General features: G+C 65.4%; 14 protein-coding genes. 13 read left to right on the forward strand and 1 reads right to left on the reverse strand.

Translation table 11 applies throughout. The annotated features are described in order from the left end of the window. Positions 1–24 precede the first annotated feature (24 nt). The gene (locus ACQKLX_RS17540; protein ID WP_427362850.1) at positions 25–702 is read right to left on the reverse strand and encodes a hypothetical protein; all 678 of its coding nucleotides are present in this window, start codon (positions 700–702) and stop codon (positions 25–27) included. A gap of 209 nt (positions 703–911) precedes the next feature. Here ACQKLX_RS17540 and ACQKLX_RS17545 point away from each other — a divergent pair, with 209 nt between their 5' ends. The 13 genes from ACQKLX_RS17545 to rpsG all read left to right on the forward strand — a co-directional run bounded on the left by ACQKLX_RS17545 (position 912) and on the right by rpsG (position 20634). Continuing rightward, on the forward strand, positions 912–1514 hold the full coding sequence (locus tag ACQKLX_RS17545; RefSeq protein WP_427362851.1) for a DJ-1/PfpI family protein: 603 nt from the start codon (positions 912–914) through the stop codon (positions 1512–1514). Between the two features lie 63 nt (positions 1515–1577). Beyond that, positions 1578–1994, forward strand: coding sequence for a ribbon-helix-helix domain-containing protein (locus tag ACQKLX_RS17550; protein WP_427362852.1), 417 nt, complete (start codon positions 1578–1580; stop codon positions 1992–1994). Positions 1995–2149: 155 nt separating this feature from the next. Next, positions 2150–2581, forward strand: a complete 432-nt coding sequence (gene rplK / locus ACQKLX_RS17555; protein ID WP_110489241.1) for a 50S ribosomal protein L11 — start codon at positions 2150–2152, stop codon at positions 2579–2581. Between the two features lie 13 nt (positions 2582–2594). Continuing rightward, positions 2595–3293, forward strand: a complete 699-nt coding sequence (gene rplA, locus ACQKLX_RS17560) for a 50S ribosomal protein L1 (protein WP_091843782.1) — start codon at positions 2595–2597, stop codon at positions 3291–3293. A 503-nt stretch (positions 3294–3796) separates the two neighbouring features. After that, positions 3797–4312 (forward strand): 50S ribosomal protein L10, encoded by a 516-nt coding sequence (gene rplJ, locus ACQKLX_RS17565; protein ID WP_137884480.1) that lies wholly within the window; start codon positions 3797–3799, stop codon positions 4310–4312. Between the two features lie 51 nt (positions 4313–4363). After that, complete coding sequence (gene rplL / locus ACQKLX_RS17570) at positions 4364–4747, forward strand: 50S ribosomal protein L7/L12 (protein WP_137884481.1); 384 nt, start codon at positions 4364–4366, stop codon at positions 4745–4747. Between the two features lie 242 nt (positions 4748–4989). After that, on the forward strand, positions 4990–9108 hold the full coding sequence (rpoB, locus tag ACQKLX_RS17575) for a DNA-directed RNA polymerase subunit beta (RefSeq protein ID WP_427362853.1): 4119 nt from the start codon (positions 4990–4992) through the stop codon (positions 9106–9108). 129 nt (positions 9109–9237) lie between these two features. Further along, on the forward strand, positions 9238–13422 hold the full coding sequence (gene rpoC / locus ACQKLX_RS17580; RefSeq protein ID WP_427362854.1) for a DNA-directed RNA polymerase subunit beta': 4185 nt from the start codon (positions 9238–9240) through the stop codon (positions 13420–13422). A 258-nt stretch (positions 13423–13680) separates the two neighbouring features. Next, entirely contained in the window at positions 13681–14787 is a 1107-nt protein-coding gene (locus tag ACQKLX_RS17585) for a helix-turn-helix transcriptional regulator (protein ID WP_427362855.1), read from the forward strand. Between the two features lie 294 nt (positions 14788–15081). After that, positions 15082–17169 (forward strand): FAD-dependent oxidoreductase, encoded by a 2088-nt coding sequence (locus tag ACQKLX_RS17590; RefSeq protein WP_427362856.1) that lies wholly within the window; start codon positions 15082–15084, stop codon positions 17167–17169. Between the two features lie 223 nt (positions 17170–17392). Next, a complete protein-coding gene (locus ACQKLX_RS17595; protein WP_427362857.1) occupies positions 17393–19387 on the forward strand; it encodes an ABC transporter ATP-binding protein in 1995 nt (664 codons plus the stop codon). Between the two features lie 333 nt (positions 19388–19720). After that, positions 19721–20092, forward strand: a complete 372-nt coding sequence (rpsL, locus tag ACQKLX_RS17600) for a 30S ribosomal protein S12 (RefSeq protein ID WP_057189964.1) — start codon at positions 19721–19723, stop codon at positions 20090–20092. Positions 20093–20163: 71 nt separating this feature from the next. Continuing rightward, positions 20164–20634: a 30S ribosomal protein S7 gene (gene rpsG / locus ACQKLX_RS17605; protein ID WP_092159657.1), complete on the forward strand. Its 471-nt coding sequence runs from the start codon at positions 20164–20166 to the stop codon at positions 20632–20634. The last annotated feature ends 14 nt before the right edge of the window (positions 20635–20648 follow it).

Genomic DNA, 20648 nt, shown 5'->3' on the forward strand with positions numbered 1-20648 from the left:
CGCGTCCGCGAGCAGCCATCCGAGCTACGCGATTGCAAGCATGTAGTCCGCCAGGCTGTAGCAGTGGCTCGCCTGGTAGGCGTTCCGACCGCGGTTCATGTGGGTCAGATTGAACCTCCGAACGGCGCAGAGGACACGGCGCGCCGCGAGGAAACGGCGGATCGAAGCGGAACCCCGCACATTGATACCGAACATGTCCGTGGCGCCCGGGACGAAATAGCTGACATCCTCTGGCGTCGCGGCGCAGTGCTCGAGAAAAGCCTCGTCCAGACGGGCCCGATCGAGGGAACTATCCGAGGTGAAATCCGAAAGATGTACCAGGAATCGCGCACGGATGCCCTCGCCGTCGCCATACAGCGTGAAAAGCTCCATCCAGCTCGCATTGACGCGCGTGAGCGGCTTGTCGGACGTCGATGGCAGACAGGACACTGACCAGTACTGACGCTCGCTCCTGCGCGGGATGGGAATGCAGTTTTGGCCGTAGAGCCCGAGAATCTCCAGAACCTCCTGCGCCTGCGGGCGGCGAAGCAATTTCTGAAACCGCGGGACGTATTTGAATCGAAGCTCGAGCGACTCCGACCGTACGCCGGCGTCGGGCACGTCCGCCTTGCCCTCGATCCAATCGCGCTGCTGCTCGGGATCCAGAAACTGGCGCAGGCCGGTGGTGCTGCGGCGAGAAGTCGTGCTCACTTCAGGGGTCATGACGATCCATGCGCTGGGCATTGCGGTGCGTAGATCATGGACCGGTCTCCGGACAATCCGCGACCGGAGCCAGTTAGCGAAAGGGCTGCCCAAGGCGGCCGCTGCGAGGATGCCAGGGGCGACCGAGGCTGCGTTAACCGGATAACACCCGCGCCATCTGCGCTGTGCGTATTCTTCCGATCCACAACAGGATGCCAGGGAGGATAGCGATGAGCGGCAAGCGCATTTTGATGATCGTCGGCGATTTCGGCGAGGACTACGAGATCATGGTGCCGTTCCAGGCTCTGCTCGCCGTCGGCCACAAGGTCGATGCGGTCTGCCCCGACAAGGCGAAGGGCGACAGCGTTGCGACCTCGATCCATGATTTCGAGGGCCAGCAGACCTATTCGGAAAAGCGCGGCCACAATTTCGCGCTCAACGCCAGCTTCGCCGATGTCGATGCGGCAGCCTACGACGCGCTGGTGCTGCCGGGTGGGCGGGCGCCGGAATATCTGCGCCTGAACAAGCAGGTGATCGCGATCACCAGGCACTTCTTCGAGGCGAACAAGCCGGTCGCCGCGATCTGCCATGGCGCGCAGATCCTCGCTGCTGCCGATGTGCTCAAAGGGCGCAGCTGCTCGGCCTATCCGGCCTGCAGTCCCGAGGTGGAGCTCGCGGGCGGACGTTATGCCGATATCGCCATCGATGCGGCCACGACCGACGGCAATCTCGTGACCGCGCCCGCCTGGCCGGCGCACCCGGCCTGGATCGCGCAGTTCCTGGCGGTGCTCGGCACCAGGATCAGCCATGGCGAGTTGCGTCAGGCGGCTTGAGGCGGGTCGCTTTGGCTGGCCGCCGCGCTATGATGCGCGGCGGTTGCGCGCGGGGAGGGCGCCATGTGCAAGCTCTTCATCAATGCCGATGCCGATCTCTGGCGCACGCGCCTGAAATCGGTGCGGCTCAACGGCTTTTCGACCAGCGTGCGGCTGGAGAACCTGTATTGGCGCGTGCTCGAGGAGATCGGCGGGCGCGATGGCATGAGCCTCGGCCAGCTTCTAGCCAGGCTGCATGGCGAGCTGATCGAGACACATGGCGACGGCGAGAACTTCGCCTCCTTCCTGCGCGTCTGCTGTGGCCGCTACCTGATGCTGCAACTCGCCGGCGAGGTGCCGCGCGAGCTCGATCGGCCGATCCGTGAGCTCGACGCGGACGGCATCCTGGCGCGCGAGGCGCGGCGGCTCGCGCCTGCGACACGGCGCCCGACTCGGCCGGTCCCGCCAGGGGCTTCCCTTTCGGAGCGGCCTGTGCCATAGGGCGGCCCTCACATGCGTGGGAGGCGTGCCGGTCAGCCAGCCGGAGGTTCTCGTCGCACCACGCCCTGCAACACCCCGATCCGGAGCGATAGCAGCTCGCGGGCGGGGCGTCGTCGTTCCGGTCGGCACCGGGGCGGACGACAGGAGCAGCCATCATGGCAAAGAAGATCACGGGCTACGTGAAGCTTCAGGTTCCGGCGGGCGCCGCCAATCCGTCGCCGCCGATCGGTCCCGCGCTCGGTCAGCGCGGCCTCAACATCATGGAATTCTGCAAGGCCTTCAATGCGAAGACCGCGCAGATGGAAAAGGGCATGCCGATCCCGGTGATCATCACCGCGTATCAGGATCGCTCCTTCACCTTCGAGATGAAGCAGCCGCCGGTCTCGTACTGGCTGAAGAAGGCTGCCGGCCTGACCTCGGGTTCGAAGACCCCGGGCAAGGGTGGCAATGTCGGCAAGGTCACGACTGCTCAGCTCAAGGAGATCGCCGAGAAGAAGATGGCCGATCTCAACTGCGACAGCGTCGATTCGGCTGTGGCGATGATCCGTGGCTCGGCCCGTTCCATGGGCCTGGAAGTCGTGGGCTGAGGGGGAACTGACAATGGCACATGTCGGAAAGCGCGTCGTCAAGGGCCGTGAAGGCATCGACCGCATCAAGCTCTACCCGCTCGCCGAGGCTGTCGCGATGGTCAAGGCCCGCGCCAACGCCAAGTTCGACGAGACCGTCGAGATCGCGATGAATCTCGGCGTCGATCCGCGTCACGCCGACCAGATGGTCCGCGGCGTCTGCAACCTGCCGAACGGCTCGGGCCGCACGCTGCGCGTCGCCGTCTTCGCCCGCGGCGCCAAGGCCGAGGAGGCCAAGAAGGCCGGTGCCGACATCGTCGGCGCCGAGGATCTGGTCGAGACCGTGCAGAAGGGCGAGATCAATTTCGACCGCTGCATCGCGACCCCGGACATGATGGGCCTGGTCGGCCGCCTCGGTAAGGTGCTGGGCCCGCGCGGCCTGATGCCGAACCCGCGCGTCGGCACGGTCACCATGGACCTGACCGCCGCCGTCGCCGCCTCGAAGGGCGGCTCGGTCGAGTTCCGCGTCGAGAAGGCGGGCATCGTCCACGCCGCCGTCGGCAAGGCTTCGTTTGATGCCGACAAGCTTGGCGAGAACATCAAGGCCTTCGTCGATTCGGTCTCGAAGGCGAAGCCGGCCGGCGCCAAGGGCACCTATATCCAGCGCGTCGCGATCTCGTCGACCATGGGTCCGGGCGTCAAGATCGAGCCGAACACGGTTCTCGGCGGCTGATATCGCGCGGCGGCTGCCTGAACGGCATCCGCGGCCCCACCTTGCGCTTTGGCGCGAGGATTACCACTTGGCAGAAACCGGGGGAGGGTCTATAGCCTCCCTCGCGTTTCCATGAGTGACGGGGCTTCCGCGTGCTTGGCACGAGGAGGTCCATTTCGCGTTTTTCGGCGGTTCGCCGCCGAAGAATGGGTGTTTTGGTCGAGGAGAGCGATCTCCGAAGGCCGGGCATCCAGTCCTGTCTGAGACTGCAGGTGCGCCTTTGGCTCCGGCCAGGGGGCATAATTTCGCCAAGAGGCCTGCATAGACGGTGCAAGAACTTTTCCGGCACGAAACGTGCCGAAAGAGGTTCGAACCATCTCGCCCTATCACGGCGTCAAGCCATGGCAGGGGACAGGGCACAGAGCGTCGCTCCGGCAAGGGGTCGGTGTCAACCGGTCACTTCCAGAGCGGCACGTGCAACTGGCGGCGGGCCTCAAAACCTGTCGCCTACCGGAGAGAGCCCAGTGGATAAAGCGGCAAAATCTGATGCCGTCGCGACGCTGAACGATGTCTTCTCGAAGACGTCGGTCGTTGTCGTGGCCCACTATGCGGGCTTGACGGTGGCCCAGTTCCAGAAGCTTCGTCGCGAGATGAAGGCCAATGGCGCCACCGTGAAGGTCGCAAAGAACCGGCTGGCCAAGATCGCTCTTGAAGGCACCGACGTCGCGTCCATCAGCAAGCTGCTGACGGGTCCCACCCTGATCGCCTATTCCAGCGATCCGGTCGCGGCGCCGAAGGTCGCCACCGCCTTCGCCAAGGAGAACGACAAGCTCGTCATCCTCGGCGGCGCGATGGGCAAGACCGCCCTGAACCCCGATGGTGTCAAGGCCCTGGCCACGATGCCCTCGCTCGACGAACTGCGCGCCAAGTTGCTCGGCCTCCTGCAGGCTCCTGCGACCAAGATCGCCCAGCTCTCGACCGCGCCTGCTGCGAAGCTCGCGCGCGTGTTCCAGGCATATGCCGACAAGGACGCTGCCTGAGCAGCCGACAACCGTTAATCGTTCGAACCTCTTACATCAGGAACTTAAACAATGGCCGATCTCGCCAAGCTCGTCGACGAACTCTCGTCGCTCACCGTTCTCGAGGCTGCTGACCTCGCCAAGATGCTCGAAGAGAAGTGGGGCGTCTCGGCGGCCGCCGCCGTCGCCGTTGCCGCTGGCCCGGCCGCTGGCGCTGGCGCCGGTGCTGCCGCTGCCGAAGAGCAGACCGAGTTCACCGTTGTCCTGGCTTCGGCCGGCGACAAGAAGATCGAGGTGATCAAGGAAGTCCGCGCCATCACCGGCCTGGGCCTCAAGGAAGCCAAGGACCTGGTCGAGGCCGCTCCGAAGCCGGTCAAGGAAGGCGCTGCCAAGGACGAGGCCGAGAAGCTCAAGAAGCAGCTCGAGGCCGTCGGCGCCAAGGTCGAGCTCAAGTGAGCCGGGCCGGCTGATGCCGGTCCGTATCTAGTCGACAAGGACAGTCCCGGGGCGGTTCGCCGCCTCCGGGGCTGTTGCGTCGTTTCCGGCAAGCCGGAGCGGCGCTTTGCAGGGCCTGCCACGATGCAGGTCGATCCAGTTCGAACGTCGGCGCGCATGAAGCGCCGAGCGGCTCACCCGGCGGCCCGTTCCGCCCGAGGCCCGGACCCCCGGGTGAGCCGTCCGAGATTGCGAGGAACATGATGGTAACTTCCCTCCAGGGTCGCAGGCGCGTCCGCAAGTTCTTCGGCAAGCTCAAGGAAGTGGCGGAGATGCCGAACCTCATCGAGGTTCAGAAGGCGTCCTACGACCAGTTCCTGATGGTCGAGGAACCCAAGGGCGGCCGTGGCGACGAGGGTCTGCAGTCGGTCTTCAAGTCGGTGTTCCCGATCGGCGACTTCTCGGGCGCGTCGCTGCTGGAATTCGTCAAGTACACCTTCGAGCCGCCGAAATACGACGTCGACGAGTGCCGCCAGCGCGGCATGACCTTCTCGGCGCCGCTCAAGGTGACCCTGCGCCTGATCGTGTTCGATATCGACCCGGACACCCAGGCCAAGTCGGTCAAGGACATCAAGGAGCAGGACGTCTACATGGGCGAGATGCCGCTCATGACGGACAACGGCACCTTCATCGTCAACGGTACCGAGCGCGTCATCGTCTCGCAGATGCACCGTTCGCCGGGCGTGTTCTTCGACCACGACAAGGGCAAGACCCATTCCTCGGGCAAGCTGCTGTTCGCTGCCCGCATCATCCCCTATCGCGGCTCCTGGCTCGACATCGAGTTCGACGCCAAGGACATCGTCTACGCGCGCATCGACCGCAAGCGTAAGATCCCGGTCACCTCGCTGCTGTTCGCCCTCGGCATGGACGGCGAGGAGATCCTGTCGCGCTTCTACAACCGCGTCGACTATGTCCGCGACAAGGACGGCTGGCGCGTGCCTTACGACGCCGAGCGCATGAAGGGCTTCAAGGCGACCGTCGACATGATCGACGCCGACACCGGCGAGGTCGTGATCGAGGCCGGCAAGAAGCTGGTCGCGCGCACCGCCCGCCAGCTCGCCGAGAAGGGCCTGAAGTTCCTGCGCGCCACGGACGAGGACCTCTACGGCCAGTATATCGCCGAGGACCTGGTCAATCCGCAGACCGGCGAGGTCTTCGCCGAGGCCGGCGACGAGATCGACGAGAAGAGCCTGAAGGTGCTGCTCGACGCCGGCTTCGACGAGCTGCCGGTGCTCGACATCGACCACATCACGGTCGGCCCGTACATCCGCAACACGCTCAAGGTCGACAAGAACTCGCGTCGTGAAGAGGCGCTGTTCGACATCTACCGCGTGATGCGCCCGGGCGAACCGCCGACGCTCGAGACCGCCGAGAACATGTTCCAGTCGCTGTTCTTCGACGCGGAGCGCTACGACCTCTCGGCCGTCGGCCGCGTCAAGATGAACATGCGTCTCGACCTCGACGCCGAGGACACCGTGCGCATCCTGCGCAAGGAGGACATCTTCGCGGTCGTCAAGGCGCTGGTCGACCTGCGCGACGGCAAGGGCGAGATCGACGACATCGACCATCTCGGCAACCGGCGCGTGCGCTCGGTCGGCGAGCTGATGGAGAACCAGTATCGCCTGGGTCTCCTGCGCATGGAGCGCGCCATCAAGGAGCGCATGTCCTCGGTCGACATCGACACCGTGATGCCGCAGGACCTGATCAACGCGAAGCCCGCAGCCGCCGCGGTGCGGGAGTTCTTCGGCTCGTCGCAGCTCTCGCAGTTCATGGACCAGACCAACCCGCTCTCGGAGGTCACCCACAAGCGCCGTCTCTCGGCGCTTGGCCCGGGCGGCCTGACCCGCGAGCGCGCCGGCTTCGAGGTGCGCGACGTCCACACCACGCATTACGGCCGCATCTGCCCGATCGAGACGCCGGAAGGCCCGAACATCGGCCTGATCAACTCGCTCGCCACCTTCGCGCGCGTCAACAAGTACGGCTTCATCGAGAGCCCGTACCGGCGCATCCGCGACGGCAAGCAGACCGACGAGATCATCTATCTCTCGGCCATGGAGGAGGCGAAGTACAACGTCGCCCAGGCGAACGCGGTCGTCGACAAGGAAGGCCGTCTGACCGACGACCTGATCGTCTGCCGCCGCGCCGGCGAAGTCATCGTCGTGCCGGTCGACAAGGTCGACTTCATGGACGTCTCGCCCAAGCAGGTCGTCTCGGTCGCCGCGGCGCTGATCCCGTTCCTCGAGAACGACGACGCCAACCGCGCGCTGATGGGCTCGAACATGCAGCGCCAGGCGGTGCCGCTGGTTCGCGCCGACGCGCCGTTCGTCGGCACCGGCATGGAGGCCGCGGTCGCCCGTGATTCCGGCGCTGCCATCGCGGCCCGCCGCGCCGGCATCGTCGATCAGGTCGACGCGACCCGTATCGTCATCCGCGCCTCGGACGAGATGGACCCGACCAAGCCGGGCGTCGACATCTACCGTCTGCAGAAGTTCCAGCGCTCCAACCAGTCGACCTGCATCACGCAGCGTCCGCTGGTCCGCGTCGGCGACATCGTCAAGAAGGGCGACATCGTCGCCGACGGTCCGTCGACGGAGTTCGGCGAGCTCGCTCTCGGTCGCAACGTGCTCGTCGCGTTCATGCCGTGGAACGGCTACAACTTCGAGGACTCGATCCTGCTCTCGGAGAAGATCGTCTCGGAAGACATCTTCACCTCGATCCATATCGAGGAATTCGAGGTCATGGCCCGCGACACCAAGCTGGGTCCTGAGGAAATCACGCGCGACATTCCGAACGTCTCGGAAGAGGCGCTGAAGAACCTCGACGAGGCCGGCATCGTCTATATCGGCGCTGAGGTTGCGGCGGGCGACATCCTCGTCGGCAAGATCACGCCGAAGGGCGAAAGCCCGATGACCCCGGAAGAGAAGCTGCTGCGCGCCATCTTCGGCGAGAAGGCCTCGGACGTGCGCGACACCTCGCTGCGCGTGCCCCCGGGCGTCCAGGGCACGATCGTCGAAGTCCGGGTGTTCAACCGCCACGGCGTCGACAAGGACGAGCGCGCCCAGGCGATCGAGCGCGAGGAGATCGAGCGTCTCGCCAAGGACCGCGACGACGAGCAGGCGATCCTCGACCGCAACACCTTCGCGCGTCTGGCCGAGATCCTGACCGGCAAGACCGGCCTCGCCGGTCCGAAGGGCTTCAAGAAGGACACGGTCATCACCCGCGAGGTGATGAGCGAGTTCCCGCGCTCGCAGTGGTGGCTGTTCGCCACGGCGGACGACGCCCTGATGACCGAAATCGAGGCGATGCGGAAGCAGTACGACGAGTCGAAGAAGCGCCTCGAGCAGCGCTTCCTCGACAAGGTCGAGAAGCTGCAGCGCGGCGACGAGCTGCCTCCGGGCGTGATGAAGATGGTCAAGGTCTTCGTCGCGGTGAAGCGCAAGATCCAGCCCGGCGACAAGATGGCCGGCCGCCACGGCAACAAGGGCGTGGTCTCGCGTATCGTGCCGGCGGAGGACATGCCGTTCCTCGAGGACGGCACCCATGCCGACATCGTGCTGAACCCGCTCGGCGTGCCCTCGCGCATGAACGTCGGCCAGATCCTGGAGACGCATCTGGGCTGGGCTGCCGCCGGTCTCGGCAAGCAGATCGGCAAGGCGATCGACGCCTATCGCAAGGCGCACGATTCCAAGGCCCTGCGCGCTTCCTTCGACGCCGTCTACGAGGACAACGAGATCATCGCCTCGATGGACGACGCCGAGCTGGTCGAGATGGGCCAGAACCTGCGCCGCGGCGTTCCGATCGCGACTCCGGTGTTCAACGGCGCCAAGGAGTCCGACATCGAGCGGCTGCTGGAGCAGGCGGGTCTGCACTCGTCCGGCCAGTCGACGCTGTATGACGGCCGTACCGGCGAGCCTTTCGACCGCAAGGTCACGATGGGCTACATCTACATGCTGAAGCTGCACCACCTGGTGGACGACAAGATCCACGCCCGCTCGATCGGTCCGTACTCGCTGGTCACCCAGCAGCCGCTCGGCGGCAAGGCCCAGTTCGGCGGCCAGCGCTTCGGCGAGATGGAGGTCTGGGCGCTCGAAGCCTACGGAGCCGCCTACACGCTGCAGGAGATGCTGACGGTGAAGTCGGACGACGTCGCCGGCCGCACCAAGGTCTACGAGTCGATCGTGCGCGGCGAGGACAACTTCGAAGCCGGCATCCCCGAGAGCTTCAACGTGCTCGTCAAGGAAATGCGCTCGCTCGGCCTCAACGTCGAGCTGGTCAACACCAAGCCGAAGCCGGGCGAAGTCCCCGCAGAGGCAGCCGAGTAAGGCGTCACGCCCGCAAGGGCGCGACGGCGTTCGTTACTCATGCCGGCGGCAGTGGCGCCGCCGGCCGATGGATCAAAGGTCGGGCAGGGCGGTTTCCCTTGAAATCCCACCGGCCATAGGAGACAGGCTATGAAGCAAGAGGTCATGAACCTTTTCGGCCAGCAGCCGGTGCAGCAGGCGTTCGACGCGATCAAGATCTCGATCGCCAGCCCTGAGAAGATCGCATCCTGGTCGTTCGGCGAGATCAAGAAGCCCGAGACGATCAACTACCGCACGTTCAAGCCGGAGCGCGACGGCCTGTTCTGCGCCCGCATCTTCGGGCCGATCAAGGATTACGAGTGCCTGTGCGGCAAGTACAAGCGCATGAAGTTCAAGGGCGTGATCTGCGAGAAGTGCGGCGTCGAGGTGACGCTGGCACGGGTCCGGCGCGAGCGCATGGGCCATATCGAGCTCGCCGCCCCGGTCGCGCATATCTGGTTCCTGAAGTCGCTGCCCTCGCGCATCGGCCTGCTGATGGACATGCCGCTCAAGGACCTCGAGCGCATCCTCTACTTCGAATCGTATGTCGTCCTGGAGCCGGGCCTGACCCCGCTCAAGGATCGGCAGCTGCTGACCGAGGAAGAGTATGTCCGCGCGCAGGAAGAGTACGGCGCCGACACCTTCACCGCCCAGATCGGCGCGGAGGCGATCCGCGAGATGCTGCGCGCGCTCGACCTCGACCAGATCAACGCCGACCTGAAGCATGAGATCGCGACGACGACGTCGGAGCTCAAGCCGAAGAAGCTGATGAAGCGCCTCAAGATCATCGAGGCCTTCCAGGAGTCGGGCAACAAGCCGGAATGGATGGTGATGACCGTGATCCCGGTCATCCCGCCGGATCTGCGTCCGCTCGTGCCGCTCGACGGCGGCCGTTTCGCGACCTCGGACCTGAACGACCTCTATCGCCGCGTCATCAACCGCAACAACCGTCTGAAGCGGCTGATCGAGCTGCGCGCGCCCGACATCATCATCCGCAACGAGAAGCGGATGCTGCAGGAGTCGGTCGACGCCCTGTTCGACAACGGCCGCCGCGGCCGCGTCATCACCGGCGCCAACAAACGTCCGCTGAAGTCGCTCGCCGACATGCTGAAGGGCAAGCAGGGCCGCTTCCGGCAGAACCTGCTCGGCAAGCGCGTCGACTATTCGGGCCGCTCGGTCATCGTCGTCGGCCCGGAGATGAAGCTGCACCAGTGCGGGCTGCCGAAGAAGATGGCGCTCGAGCTGTTCAAGCCGTTCATCTATGCGCGCCTCGACGCCAAGGGCTACTCGACCACGGTCAAGCAGGCCAAGAAGCTGGTCGAGAAGGAGAAGCCTGAGGTCTGGGACATCCTGGACGAGGTCATCCGCGAGCATCCGGTGCTGCTGAACCGCGCGCCGACGCTGCACCGCCTCGGCATCCAGGCCTTCGAGCCGGTGCTGATCGAGGGCAAGGCGATCCAGCTGCACCCGCTGGTCTGCGCCGCGTTCAACGCCGACTTCGACGGCGACCAGATGGCCGTGCACGTCCCGCTGTCGCTGGAAGCGCAGCTGGAAGCGCGCGTCCTGATGATGTCGACCAACAACATCCTGCACCCGGCGAACGGCATGCCGATCATCGTGCCGTCGCAGGACATCGTGCTCGGCCTCTACTACCTCTCGATCATCTCGGATGGCGAGCCGGGCCAGGGCAAGGTCTTCGGTGACTTCGGCGAGCTCGAATACGCGCTGCACGAGAAGGTCGTCACGCTGCATTCGAAGATCAAGTATCGCTGGACCGGCACCGGCCGTGACGGCCAGCCCTACACGAAGATCTACGACACCACGCCTGGCCGCGTGATCCTCTCGACCGCGCTGCCGGACCATCCGGCCGTGACCTTTGACGTCGTCAACAAGCTGATGACCAAGAAGGAGATCTCCAACATGATCGATGCCGTCTATCGCGGCTGCGGTCAGAAGGAGTCGGTGATCTTCTGCGACCGTGTCATGGGCCTCGGCTTCAAGCACGCCTTCAAGGCCGGCATCTCCTTCGGCAAGGACGACATGGTGATCCCCGCGAACAAGTGGGAGATCGTCGATGCGACCCGCGTGCTCGCCAAGGATTACGAGCAGCAGTACCAGGACGGCCTGATCACCCAGGGCGAGAAGTACAACAAGGTCGTCGACGCCTGGGCGAAGTGCTCCGACAAGCTCGCCCAGGAGATGATGGCCGGCATCTCGACCGTTAAGAAGGACGAGAGCGGTCGCGACAAGCCGATCAACTCGATCTACATGATGAGCCACTCGGGCGCCCGTGGTTCGCCGGCGCAGATGCGTCAGCTCGCCGCCATGCGCGGCCTGATGGCCAAGCCGTCGGGCGAGATCATCGAGAGCCCGATCATCTCGAACTTCAAGGAAGGCCTCGACGTTCTCGAGTACTTCAACTCGACCCACGGCGCCCGCAAGGGTCTCGCCGACACGGCGCTCAAGACGGCGAACTCGGGTTACCTGACCCGCCGTCTCGTCGACGTGGCGCAGGACGCGATCATCTCCGAGGTGGATTGCGGCTCCGACAACGGCATCAAGATGCGCGCCATCGTCGATGCCGGCCAGGTCGTGGCCTCGCTCGGCATGCGCATCCTGGGCCGTTCGGCGGCCGAGGACGTGGTCGATCTCGACGGCAACGTCCTGGTCGCCAAGGGCGCGGTGATCGAGGAGAGCCACATCTCCAAGATCAACGCCGCCGGCGTCCAGGAGGTGAAGATCCGCTCGGTGCTGACCTGCGAGACCAAGAACGGCGTCTGCGCGACCTGCTATGGGCGCGATCTCGCCCGCGGCACGCCCGTCAACATGGGCGAGGCCGTCGGCGTCATCGCGGCGCAGTCGATCGGCGAGCCGGGCACGCAGCTCACCATGCGTACCTTCCACATCGGCGGCGCGGCGACGATCGCCGACCAGTCCTTCGTCGAGTCGAACTTCGAGGGCACGGTCAAGATCCGCAACCGCAACGTCGCGCGGAACTCGGACGGTGACCTGATCGCGATGGCGCGCAACCTCGCCATCGTCATCACCGGCCCGGACGGCGCCGAGCGCGCGGTTCACCGCGTCCAGTTCGGCTCGAAGCTGCGTGTCGACGAGGGCGACAAGGTCAAGCGCGGCCAGCGCCTGATCGAGTGGGACCCCTATTCCCGCCCCATCCTGGCGGAGGTCGACGGCAAGGTCGGCTACGAGGACCTGGTCGACGGCATGTCGATGACGGAGACGACCGACGAGGCGACCGGCATCAGCAAGCGTCTGGTGATCGACTGGCGTGGTTCGGCCCGTACCTCGGACCTGCGTCCGGCGATGACCCTGAATGGCCCCGACGGCAAGATCGCGAAGCTCGCCCGTGGCGGCGAGGCTCGCTACATCCTGCCCGTCGACGGCATCATCTCGGTGGAGCCGGGCTCGTCGGTGAAGGCCGGCGACGTGCTGGCGCGTGTCTCGACCGACTCAGCCAAGACCCGCGACATCACCGGCGGTCTGCCGCGCGTCGCTGAGCTGTTCGAGGCGCGTCGTCCGAAGGATGCCGCGATCATCGCAGAGAAGGCCGGCGTCATCGGCTTCGGGCGTGACTACAAGAACAAGCGTCGCGTCACGCTGACCCCGCATGATGGCTCGGATGGCGTCGAGTACCTGATCCCGAAGGGCAAGCACATCCACCTGCAGGATGGCGACGTCGTCGAGGTCGGTGACTACATCCTCGATGGCAACCCGGCGCCGCACGACATCCTGGCGATCAAGGGCGTCGAGGAGCTTGCCGCTTACCTGGTCAACGAAATCCAGGAGGTCTACCGCCTCCAGGGCGTGACCATCAACGACAAGCACATCGAGGTCATCGTCCGGCAGATGCTGCAGAAGGTCGAGATCACCGAATCCGGCGATAGCGACATTCTCACCGGCGACCAGATCGACCGGATCGAGCTGGAAGAGGTCAACGCCAAGCTGCGCGAGGAGGGCAAGAAGCCGGCCTCCGGCGTTCCGGTCCTGCTCGGCATCACCAAGGCCTCGCTGCAGACCCGCTCGTTCATCTCGGCCGCCTCCTTCCAGGAGACGACCCGCGTCCTCACCGAGGCGGCGGTCAACGGCAAGATGGACATGCTGGAAGGCCTCAAGGAGAACGTCATCGTCGGCTCGCTGATCCCGGCCGGCACCGGCGCGCAGGTTGCCCGCATCAAGCAGGTGGCGACGCGTCGCGACGACCTCATCGTCGGCCAGAAGGCGGATGCTGCGGCCAAGGCGGCGGCTGCCGCTGCGGCGGTGCTGCCTGCAGCGGAGTAATACCGGCGAACTTGCTGGCTTTGTGGAACGGCCGCCTTCGGGCGGCCGTTCTCGTTTCAGCACTCTTGACCTTTTCTAGTACAATCGGGCTAAGCTTACGTTGCGAAACCTGTCGGGGGGCAGCGATGCGCCAGGGTGTCTTTCTTTGTACGGCTGGAAGCAGCCGAGTGACGAAGGGCATGCTGTCACGCCATGCGGAGGCATGGTCGGCGAATGGGAGCCCCGTTCTGCGGACCATACCTGGGTGCGACCGGGGCTATGGACGAAAAGTTTCTCGACAGTCTTTACGAAGCGGCGGTGGTACCGGAACTGTGGCCGCAGGTTCTGCGGCGTTTCCAGGAGATCGCGCGTGGCGCCGGCGCCGTGCTGGTCGCGGTGACGCCGAGCTCCAGTCGCTGGATTTCCTCATCGGCCGAGTTCGATCAGGTCGTCGCGACGCATTTCAATAACTTTCCAGGCAATGAGCGGACGCGGCGCCTGCTCGAGCGCCGCCATGCCGGCTTCCTGCGCGACATCGACATCTTCTCGGAAGGCGAGATGGCGAACGAGCCGGTCTATCGCGACTTCCTGCTGCCGCAGGGCCTGGGGATCGGGGTCGCGACCTCGATCGCGTCGCCGACCGGCGAGGCCTTCATCCTGCATGCCGAGCGCGAGTTGGAGGAGGGCCATGTCGAGGACAGGCTGATCGCGCGCTTCGACCTGATGCGGCCGCATCTGGCACGGGCGATGCTGCTGTCGGCCAGGCTCGAGTTCGAGCGGGCGCAGGGCGCCGCCCGCGCGCTGGAGGCGATCGGTCTGCCGGCTGCCATCCTCGACCGCGAGGGCCGGGCGCTTGCGCTCAATCCCCGCTTCGAGGCGCTTATCCCCTCCGTCGCGGTCGATCGGCCCTCGCGCCTTGGGCTCGTCGATGCGGCGGCGGATGGTCTGCTTGCGGCAGCCCTGCAGGCGAGGGGCCAGATCACCGGCATGACGGTGCGGTCTATCCCGGTAGCGCGGCGCGAGAGCCAGCCGCCGCTGATCTTGCATCTGACGCCGATCCGCGGCGCTGCCCACGACATTTTCTCGCGGGCCGCGAGCATCCTGGTGGTGACGCCGGTGGTGGTGAAGGACGTGCCGACCGCCGATGTCGTGCAGGGACTGTTCGACCTGACACCCGCCGAGGCCAGGCTGGCCGCCCTGATCGCCGCCGGGCATCGCCCGCGCGAGGCGGCAGCGGCGCTCGGCGTGATGGAGGAGACCGCGCGTTCGACCTTGAAGCGCGTCATGGCCAAGACCGGACTACACCGCCAGGCCGACCTGATCGGCCTGCTGCGCGGCGCTGGGGTGACGACCAGCGCTTCCGGGCCCGGGCGAGACCAGGCCTGAGAAAAACGGTCGCGCAGACATATCCGGCCGCGATTGTCGTACTGGCGATCGCAAGGCCTTGCCGGTGATCCGGATGCGGCCATGTCGACGTCCAGGCCTGTCTCGAAGCGATGTCGCTCAGCCGGGCGCGCCTGCGCGGCCGCAGGCGCGATCCTTCCTTTCGGGAAAGATGTGGCGAGACGGGTCACAGCGAAACAGAGGCATGGCCGCGGTAGTAAAATTATGGCAACTCCGTGGCGCTATAAGTCTCATAACAGAGCGTGAAACGCGATACGTTGGGGCAGGGCGGGTAGGATGCTGGAAGTTGCGATTGTCGGGGGCGGTCCCGGCGGGCTGATGACGGCCTGGCAAGTCCGTAAGAAGATGCAGGGCCTGTGCCGGGTGACGCTGTTCGAGGCGTCCGAGCGGCTCGGCGGCAAGATCGTGTCGCGTCGCTTCGACAGCGCGCCGGCGCTGTACGAAGCGGGTGTCGCCGAAATCTACGGCTACTCCCAGCTCGGTCACGATCCGCTGCGCGAGATGATCGAAGGCTTCGGCTTCCAGACCATTCCGATGGACTCGCAGGTGCTTCACCTCGACGGCAAGCTCGTCGATGGCGTCGAAGGCATGCGCCGCCGCTATGGCGATGCGACCGCGGACGCCATCCTGGCGTTCCGGGCGCGCTGTGCCGAATTGATGTCGCAGCAGGCCTATTACGAAGGTGCCGGCAAGCACGACAACAGCCATCCCTGGATGTTCATGAGCGCCGACGAGGTGCTCGAGCAGGAAGTGGCCGATCCGGTGGCGCGGCGCTTCTTCCGGGCGATGGCGCGTTCCGACATCGCCTCGGAGGGGCATCTCAGCAACGGGCTCAATGCGCTCAAGAACTATCTGATGGATGTCGACGGCTATATCGACGTCTATTCGATCCAGAACGGCAACGAGCAGCTGGTCGAAGGCCTGAGCGCCAATCTCGACGCCGAGGTCTTCCTGAATCACCGCGTTCTCAGCGTCGGCAAGTCGGATGGCGGCCGCTACAAGCTCGACATGATGAACGGCAAGGGGCCGGAGACGCGCGAATTCGACTTCGTCCTTATGTGCCTGCCGCACAACTGGCTCGGCACCATCGACTTCGGCGAGGGCCGGCTGCGCCAGAGCATGAGCCGCCATCTCGCCCATTTCGACCGGCCGGCGCATTATCTGCGCGTCGCGGCGCTGTTCGACAAGCCGTTCTGGGAGGGCCAGATCGAAGGCGCCTGGTTCATGTCGGAGAGCTTCGGCGGCTGTTGCGTCTATATCGAGGGCGCGCGGCACGATGTCGGCCGCCACGGCGTCCTCAACTGGCTGATCGCCGGCATCGACGCGCTGTCTTATGCCAATCTCGACGACGAGGCGTTGACCAAGGCGGCGTTGAAGTCGCTGCCGGCGTCGCTGGGCGATCCCTTCCCCTCCCTGATCGAGGCGAAGGTGCATCGCTGGATGGCCTCGGTGAACGCGATCCCGGGCGGCGTCCCGGTGCGCGACGTGGTGACGAACCATATGCCGGAGCCGAAGGAGCATGACGGGCTGATCGTCGTCGGCGACTACCTGTTCGACTCGACGCTGAACGGCGTGCTCGATTCCGCCGACATCGCCAGCGACCTGATGCTGAGCAAGGTGATGCGCCAGCGCTACGCCACCGGGCTCGCCAGGAGCGCCGGGGAGGCGGGCGGCATCGTCGTGCCCGAGCCGTCGCCGCGCATCGACCGTGGCTATTTCGACGCCTATCGCGGCGCCGGCCCCTATGGCGAGGTCTGGCGCCGCTTCAGCGATCCCGCCTATATCCGTGACCTGATCGAACTGGTCTGGCAGCCGAAGCCCGGCTTCAGGCTGCTGGTCGCCGGTTCCGCCTCGGGCGAGCTCGTCGGAGCGCTGCGCGAGCTCGGCATCGATGCCTGGGGCATCGAGAACAACCGCTACATCCATGCCAGGACGCCGGCGCATCTTGCCAAGTATAACCTCTTCGGCACGGTCGCGGACCTGCCCTTCGAGGATGGCTCCTTCGACATCGTCTACGAGAGCTGCCTTGCCCATCTCGGCAAGCGCGGTGTCGGCGATGCGCTGAGCGAGCTGCATCGCGTGGCGAAGCGCGGCGTCTATTTCGGCTCGGTGACGGCCGACCTCACCTCCGAGGTCTGCGACATGTACGACCTGCTGCGCGGAGTGAAGAAGCTCGCGACCTGGTGGGAATGGTCGGAGCTGTTCTTCGACGAGGATTTCGACATGGCGATCCAGAGCCAGGAGATGCTCGACGCGGTCTGGGAACGCACGCTCGCCGCCGACAAGGGGCCGGGCCGCTGGTACGAGGATGCGGAAAGCCTGCGCTACTGCTTCTTCAACCGCATCGCGCCTGAGAACGCCTGAGCAAGTCCGTTTGCCGACCAGATCAGGCCGTCATTCCGGACAAGCTGCGGAGCAGCGCAGCTCCGGAATCCATCGTAGAGTGCAGTTCCCTCCGATGGATTCCGGCGTTCCGCTCCGCTCCAGCCGGAATGACGGTGCAGGTTGAACGAAGAATGCTCTAGCCAGAGCGTTCATTTCGATTGGGTAGGGGGCGGCGGAGTGCGTTGAGCTCTGCCGGTGATCAGTGAGCGACGACGAGGTCAAGCCGGGCACGGGCGAGAATGGTGCCGTGCCCGATCCGGCGACGAAGGCCACCGGCGCGGCGAAGCGGCCGGCGTCGCGCCCGCCCGAGGAGCCGAAGCGGCGCGCGCTGTCCGGCGCGGCAGCGGCGGATGACGATGAGGACGAAGACGACGAGGATGATGAGGAGGATGACGACGAGGACGATGATGGTCCGGTCGTCTACACCGCCGGCGAAGCCGCGGGCGCGCTGAGGGGCGTCCTCTCCTTCACCTGGCCGCATCTCGGCCCGCACCGCCTCGGCATCGCTCTGGTCGGGCTCGGCCTCCTGGTCGAGATGGCCTTCAACGTGCTGATGCCGCTCTCGCTCAAATACCTCCTCGACGAGGTGTTCGAGGACAAAGACCGCAGCGAGCTGATCTTCATCCTGAGCGTGCTCGGCATCGCCGGTGTCATCACCTCTGTGGTGGCGATCTGGTACGAATGGATCGACGCCAAGGTGACGGCGGCGATCACCACCGATGTCCGCCGCTCGCTGTTCGAGCACATCCAGAAGCTGCCGCTGAGCTTCTACGAGCGCCATCGCCGCGGCGAGATACTGTCGCGCTTCTCGAACGACATGACGACCTATGAAGAGTCTGTCATCCATTTCGCCAATTGGGGTGCGTTGCCGCTGCTGGAGCTGCTGGCCGGCATCGCCCTGCTGATCTACCTCAACACCGAGCTCGGCCTGCTGGCGCTGCTGATCATCCCGATCGCGCTGATCGGGCCGCGGTTGCTCACGCCGAAGGCGGTCGCCGCCAGCTACGAGGTCAAGCGCGCGCAGGCCGGAGAGCTTGGGGTCGTCCAGGAGAATATCGGCGCGCAGCCGGTGGTGAAGGCCTTTGGTCTCGTCGGCATCTCGCAGCGCTGGTTCGGCCAGCGCAACCGCGTGCTGCGGGGGGCGCAGAGCCGCTCGACCTTCCTCAACACCATGGTCGAGCGCTCGATCACCATCGTGGTGCTCTGGCTGCACCTGATCGTGCTGGCGATCGGCGCCTATCTCACCTTTAATGACGTGATCACGGTCGGCACCTTCGTCGCCTTCGAGGCGGTGTTCTGGGAGATCACCTACAACCTCAACCACCTGACGCAGTACATCCCGGTGGTGATCGACTCCTCCGGCGCCGTCCGGCACATGCGCGACATCCTCGACGAGCCGATCCGGGTCTCCGACCGGCCGGACGCGGTCGAATGCCCGCGAATCGAGCGCGAGATCGGCTTTCAGGGCGTGCGCTTCTCCTATGGCGGGGAGGGCGCCCAGATCGACGGGCTCGACCTTGCGATTCCCGCAGGCACGCGCGTCGCCATCGTCGGGCCGAGCGGGGCGGGCAAGAGCACGCTGCTTAGCCTGCTGCTGCGCTTCCACGATCCGCAGCAGGGACGCGTGACGATCGACGGCGTCGACATCGCCAGCGTCACCCGCGATTCGCTGCGCGCCCAGATGGCAGTGGTGTTCCAGGACAATGTCCTGTTCAACACCTCGCTGCGCGAGAACATCCGCCTCGGCTCGCTGGAGGCCTCGGACGCCGAGGTTGAGGCTGCCGCCAAGAAGGCCGAGATCCATAAGTTCATCATGAGCCTGCCCGCCGGCTACGACACCATCGTCGGCGAGCGCGGCGAGACCCTGTCCGGCGGTCAGCGCCAGCGCATCGCCATCGCCCGCGCCTTGCTGCGCGACCCGGCGATCCTGCTGCTCGACGAGGCGACCTCGGCCCTCGACCAGACGACCGAGGCCGCGATCAACCGCACCCTCAAGAAGATCGGCCGCGGCCGCAGCCTGCTGTTCGTGACGCATCGGCTGACCTCAGTCGCCGACATGGACGAGATCATCGTGATGGAGGCCGGCAAGGTCGTGCAGCGCGGCGACCATGCGAGCCTGATGCGCAAGCGCTCCGGCCTCTACCGCAAGCTCTGGAACGACCAGATGCGGGCGAGCGCCGAAGATGAGGAAGATTGAACCTAATTTCGCCGGCCCGAACCATGAAATCCGGGGTTGACGCGAATCTGTAGCTGAGTCATAAGCGCGCCACTGTCGATGGCTGTCGGACACGTTTGTCGCTTGCCTTTGTTGCAAGCGAGGTTCGCGACCGAAACTCCATCGGAATTCCAGCGTCGAACGACGACATGGCAGGACGCATGAACGCGGGTCATCCGTGTTCCTCTGCACAGCGAACGCGCCTGAGGCCCCGATGAAAGGGCGCCGATGGCGCGGCTTCGTTTGGCCATGGCTTCGCAAGATGCCGGGATGGACACCGAATTCATCAAGCGCTCAAGGGAGCGAGAGACCTTAATGCCGACAATCAGCCAGCTGATCCGCAAGCCGCGCTCGCCGGTCAAGGCGCGCAACACCGCTCCGGCGCTCGAGAACTGCCCGCAGAAGCGCGGCGTCTGCACGCGCGTCTATACGACGACCCCGAAGAAGCCGAACTCGGCGCTGCGTAAGGTCGCCAAGGTGCGCCTGACCAACGGCTTCGAGGTCATCGGCTACATTCCGGGCGAGGGTCACAACCTCCAGGAGCACTCGGTCGTCATGATCCGTGGCGGCCGCGTGAAGGACCTTCCCGGCGTGCGCTATCACATCCTGCGCGGCGTGCTCGACACGCAGGGCGTCAAGAACCGCAAGCAGCGCCGTTCGAAATACGGCGCCAAGCGTCCGAAGTAATCAGTGTCGGACCGGCCGGGCAGGGGCTCAGCCGGTTCGCCGTTTTAGAAGAATTGACCGGAGACTAGACGATGTCCCGCCGCCATAGTGCAGAGAAGCGCGAGATCATTCCCGACGCCAAGTTCGGCGACGTGGTCGTGACCAAGTTCATGAACTCGGTCATGTACGAGGGCAAGAAGTCGACCGCCGAAGGCATCGTCTACGGCGCCTTCGATATCATCGAGGGCAAGCTGAAGAGCGATCCGCTCGCCGTCTTCAAGACCGCGCTCGAGAACGTCGCTCCGGCGATCGAGGTCCGCTCCCGCCGCGTCGGCGGCGCGACCTACCAGGTCCCGGTCGAGGTTCGTACCGAGCGCCGCCAGGCTCTCGCCATCCGTTGGCTGATCGCCGCCGCCCGCGGCCGCAACGACCGCACCATGGTCGAGCGCCTCTCGGCCGAGCTGATGGACGCCGCCAACAACCGCGGCAACGCCGTCAAGAAGCGCGAAGACACGCACCGGATGGCGGAAGCCAACCGCGCCTTCTCGCACTACCGCTGGTAATTCGTCCGTTCGGA

The organism is Allobosea sp. NPDC003192 (assembly GCF_050275675.1).
Taxonomy (GTDB): Bacteria; Pseudomonadota; Alphaproteobacteria; order Rhizobiales; family Beijerinckiaceae; genus Allobosea.

Coding starts and splice junctions, on each gene's coding strand:
- ACQKLX_RS17540 (WP_427362850.1), bottom strand. CDS start 702: ATGACCCCTGAAGTGAGCACGACTTCTCGCCGCAGCACCACCGGCCTG.
- ACQKLX_RS17545 (WP_427362851.1), top strand. CDS start 912: ATGAGCGGCAAGCGCATTTTGATGATCGTCGGCGATTTCGGCGAGGAC.
- ACQKLX_RS17550 (WP_427362852.1), top strand. CDS start 1,578: ATGTGCAAGCTCTTCATCAATGCCGATGCCGATCTCTGGCGCACGCGC.
- rplK (WP_110489241.1), top strand. CDS start 2,150: ATGGCAAAGAAGATCACGGGCTACGTGAAGCTTCAGGTTCCGGCGGGC.
- rplA (WP_091843782.1), top strand. CDS start 2,595: ATGGCACATGTCGGAAAGCGCGTCGTCAAGGGCCGTGAAGGCATCGAC.
- rplL (WP_137884481.1), top strand. CDS start 4,364: ATGGCCGATCTCGCCAAGCTCGTCGACGAACTCTCGTCGCTCACCGTT.
- rpoB (WP_427362853.1), top strand. CDS start 4,990: ATGGTAACTTCCCTCCAGGGTCGCAGGCGCGTCCGCAAGTTCTTCGGC.
- rpoC (WP_427362854.1), top strand. CDS start 9,238: ATGAAGCAAGAGGTCATGAACCTTTTCGGCCAGCAGCCGGTGCAGCAG.
- ACQKLX_RS17585 (WP_427362855.1), top strand. CDS start 13,681: ATGGACGAAAAGTTTCTCGACAGTCTTTACGAAGCGGCGGTGGTACCG.
- ACQKLX_RS17590 (WP_427362856.1), top strand. CDS start 15,082: ATGCTGGAAGTTGCGATTGTCGGGGGCGGTCCCGGCGGGCTGATGACG.
- rpsL (WP_057189964.1), top strand. CDS start 19,721: ATGCCGACAATCAGCCAGCTGATCCGCAAGCCGCGCTCGCCGGTCAAG.
- rpsG (WP_092159657.1), top strand. CDS start 20,164: ATGTCCCGCCGCCATAGTGCAGAGAAGCGCGAGATCATTCCCGACGCC.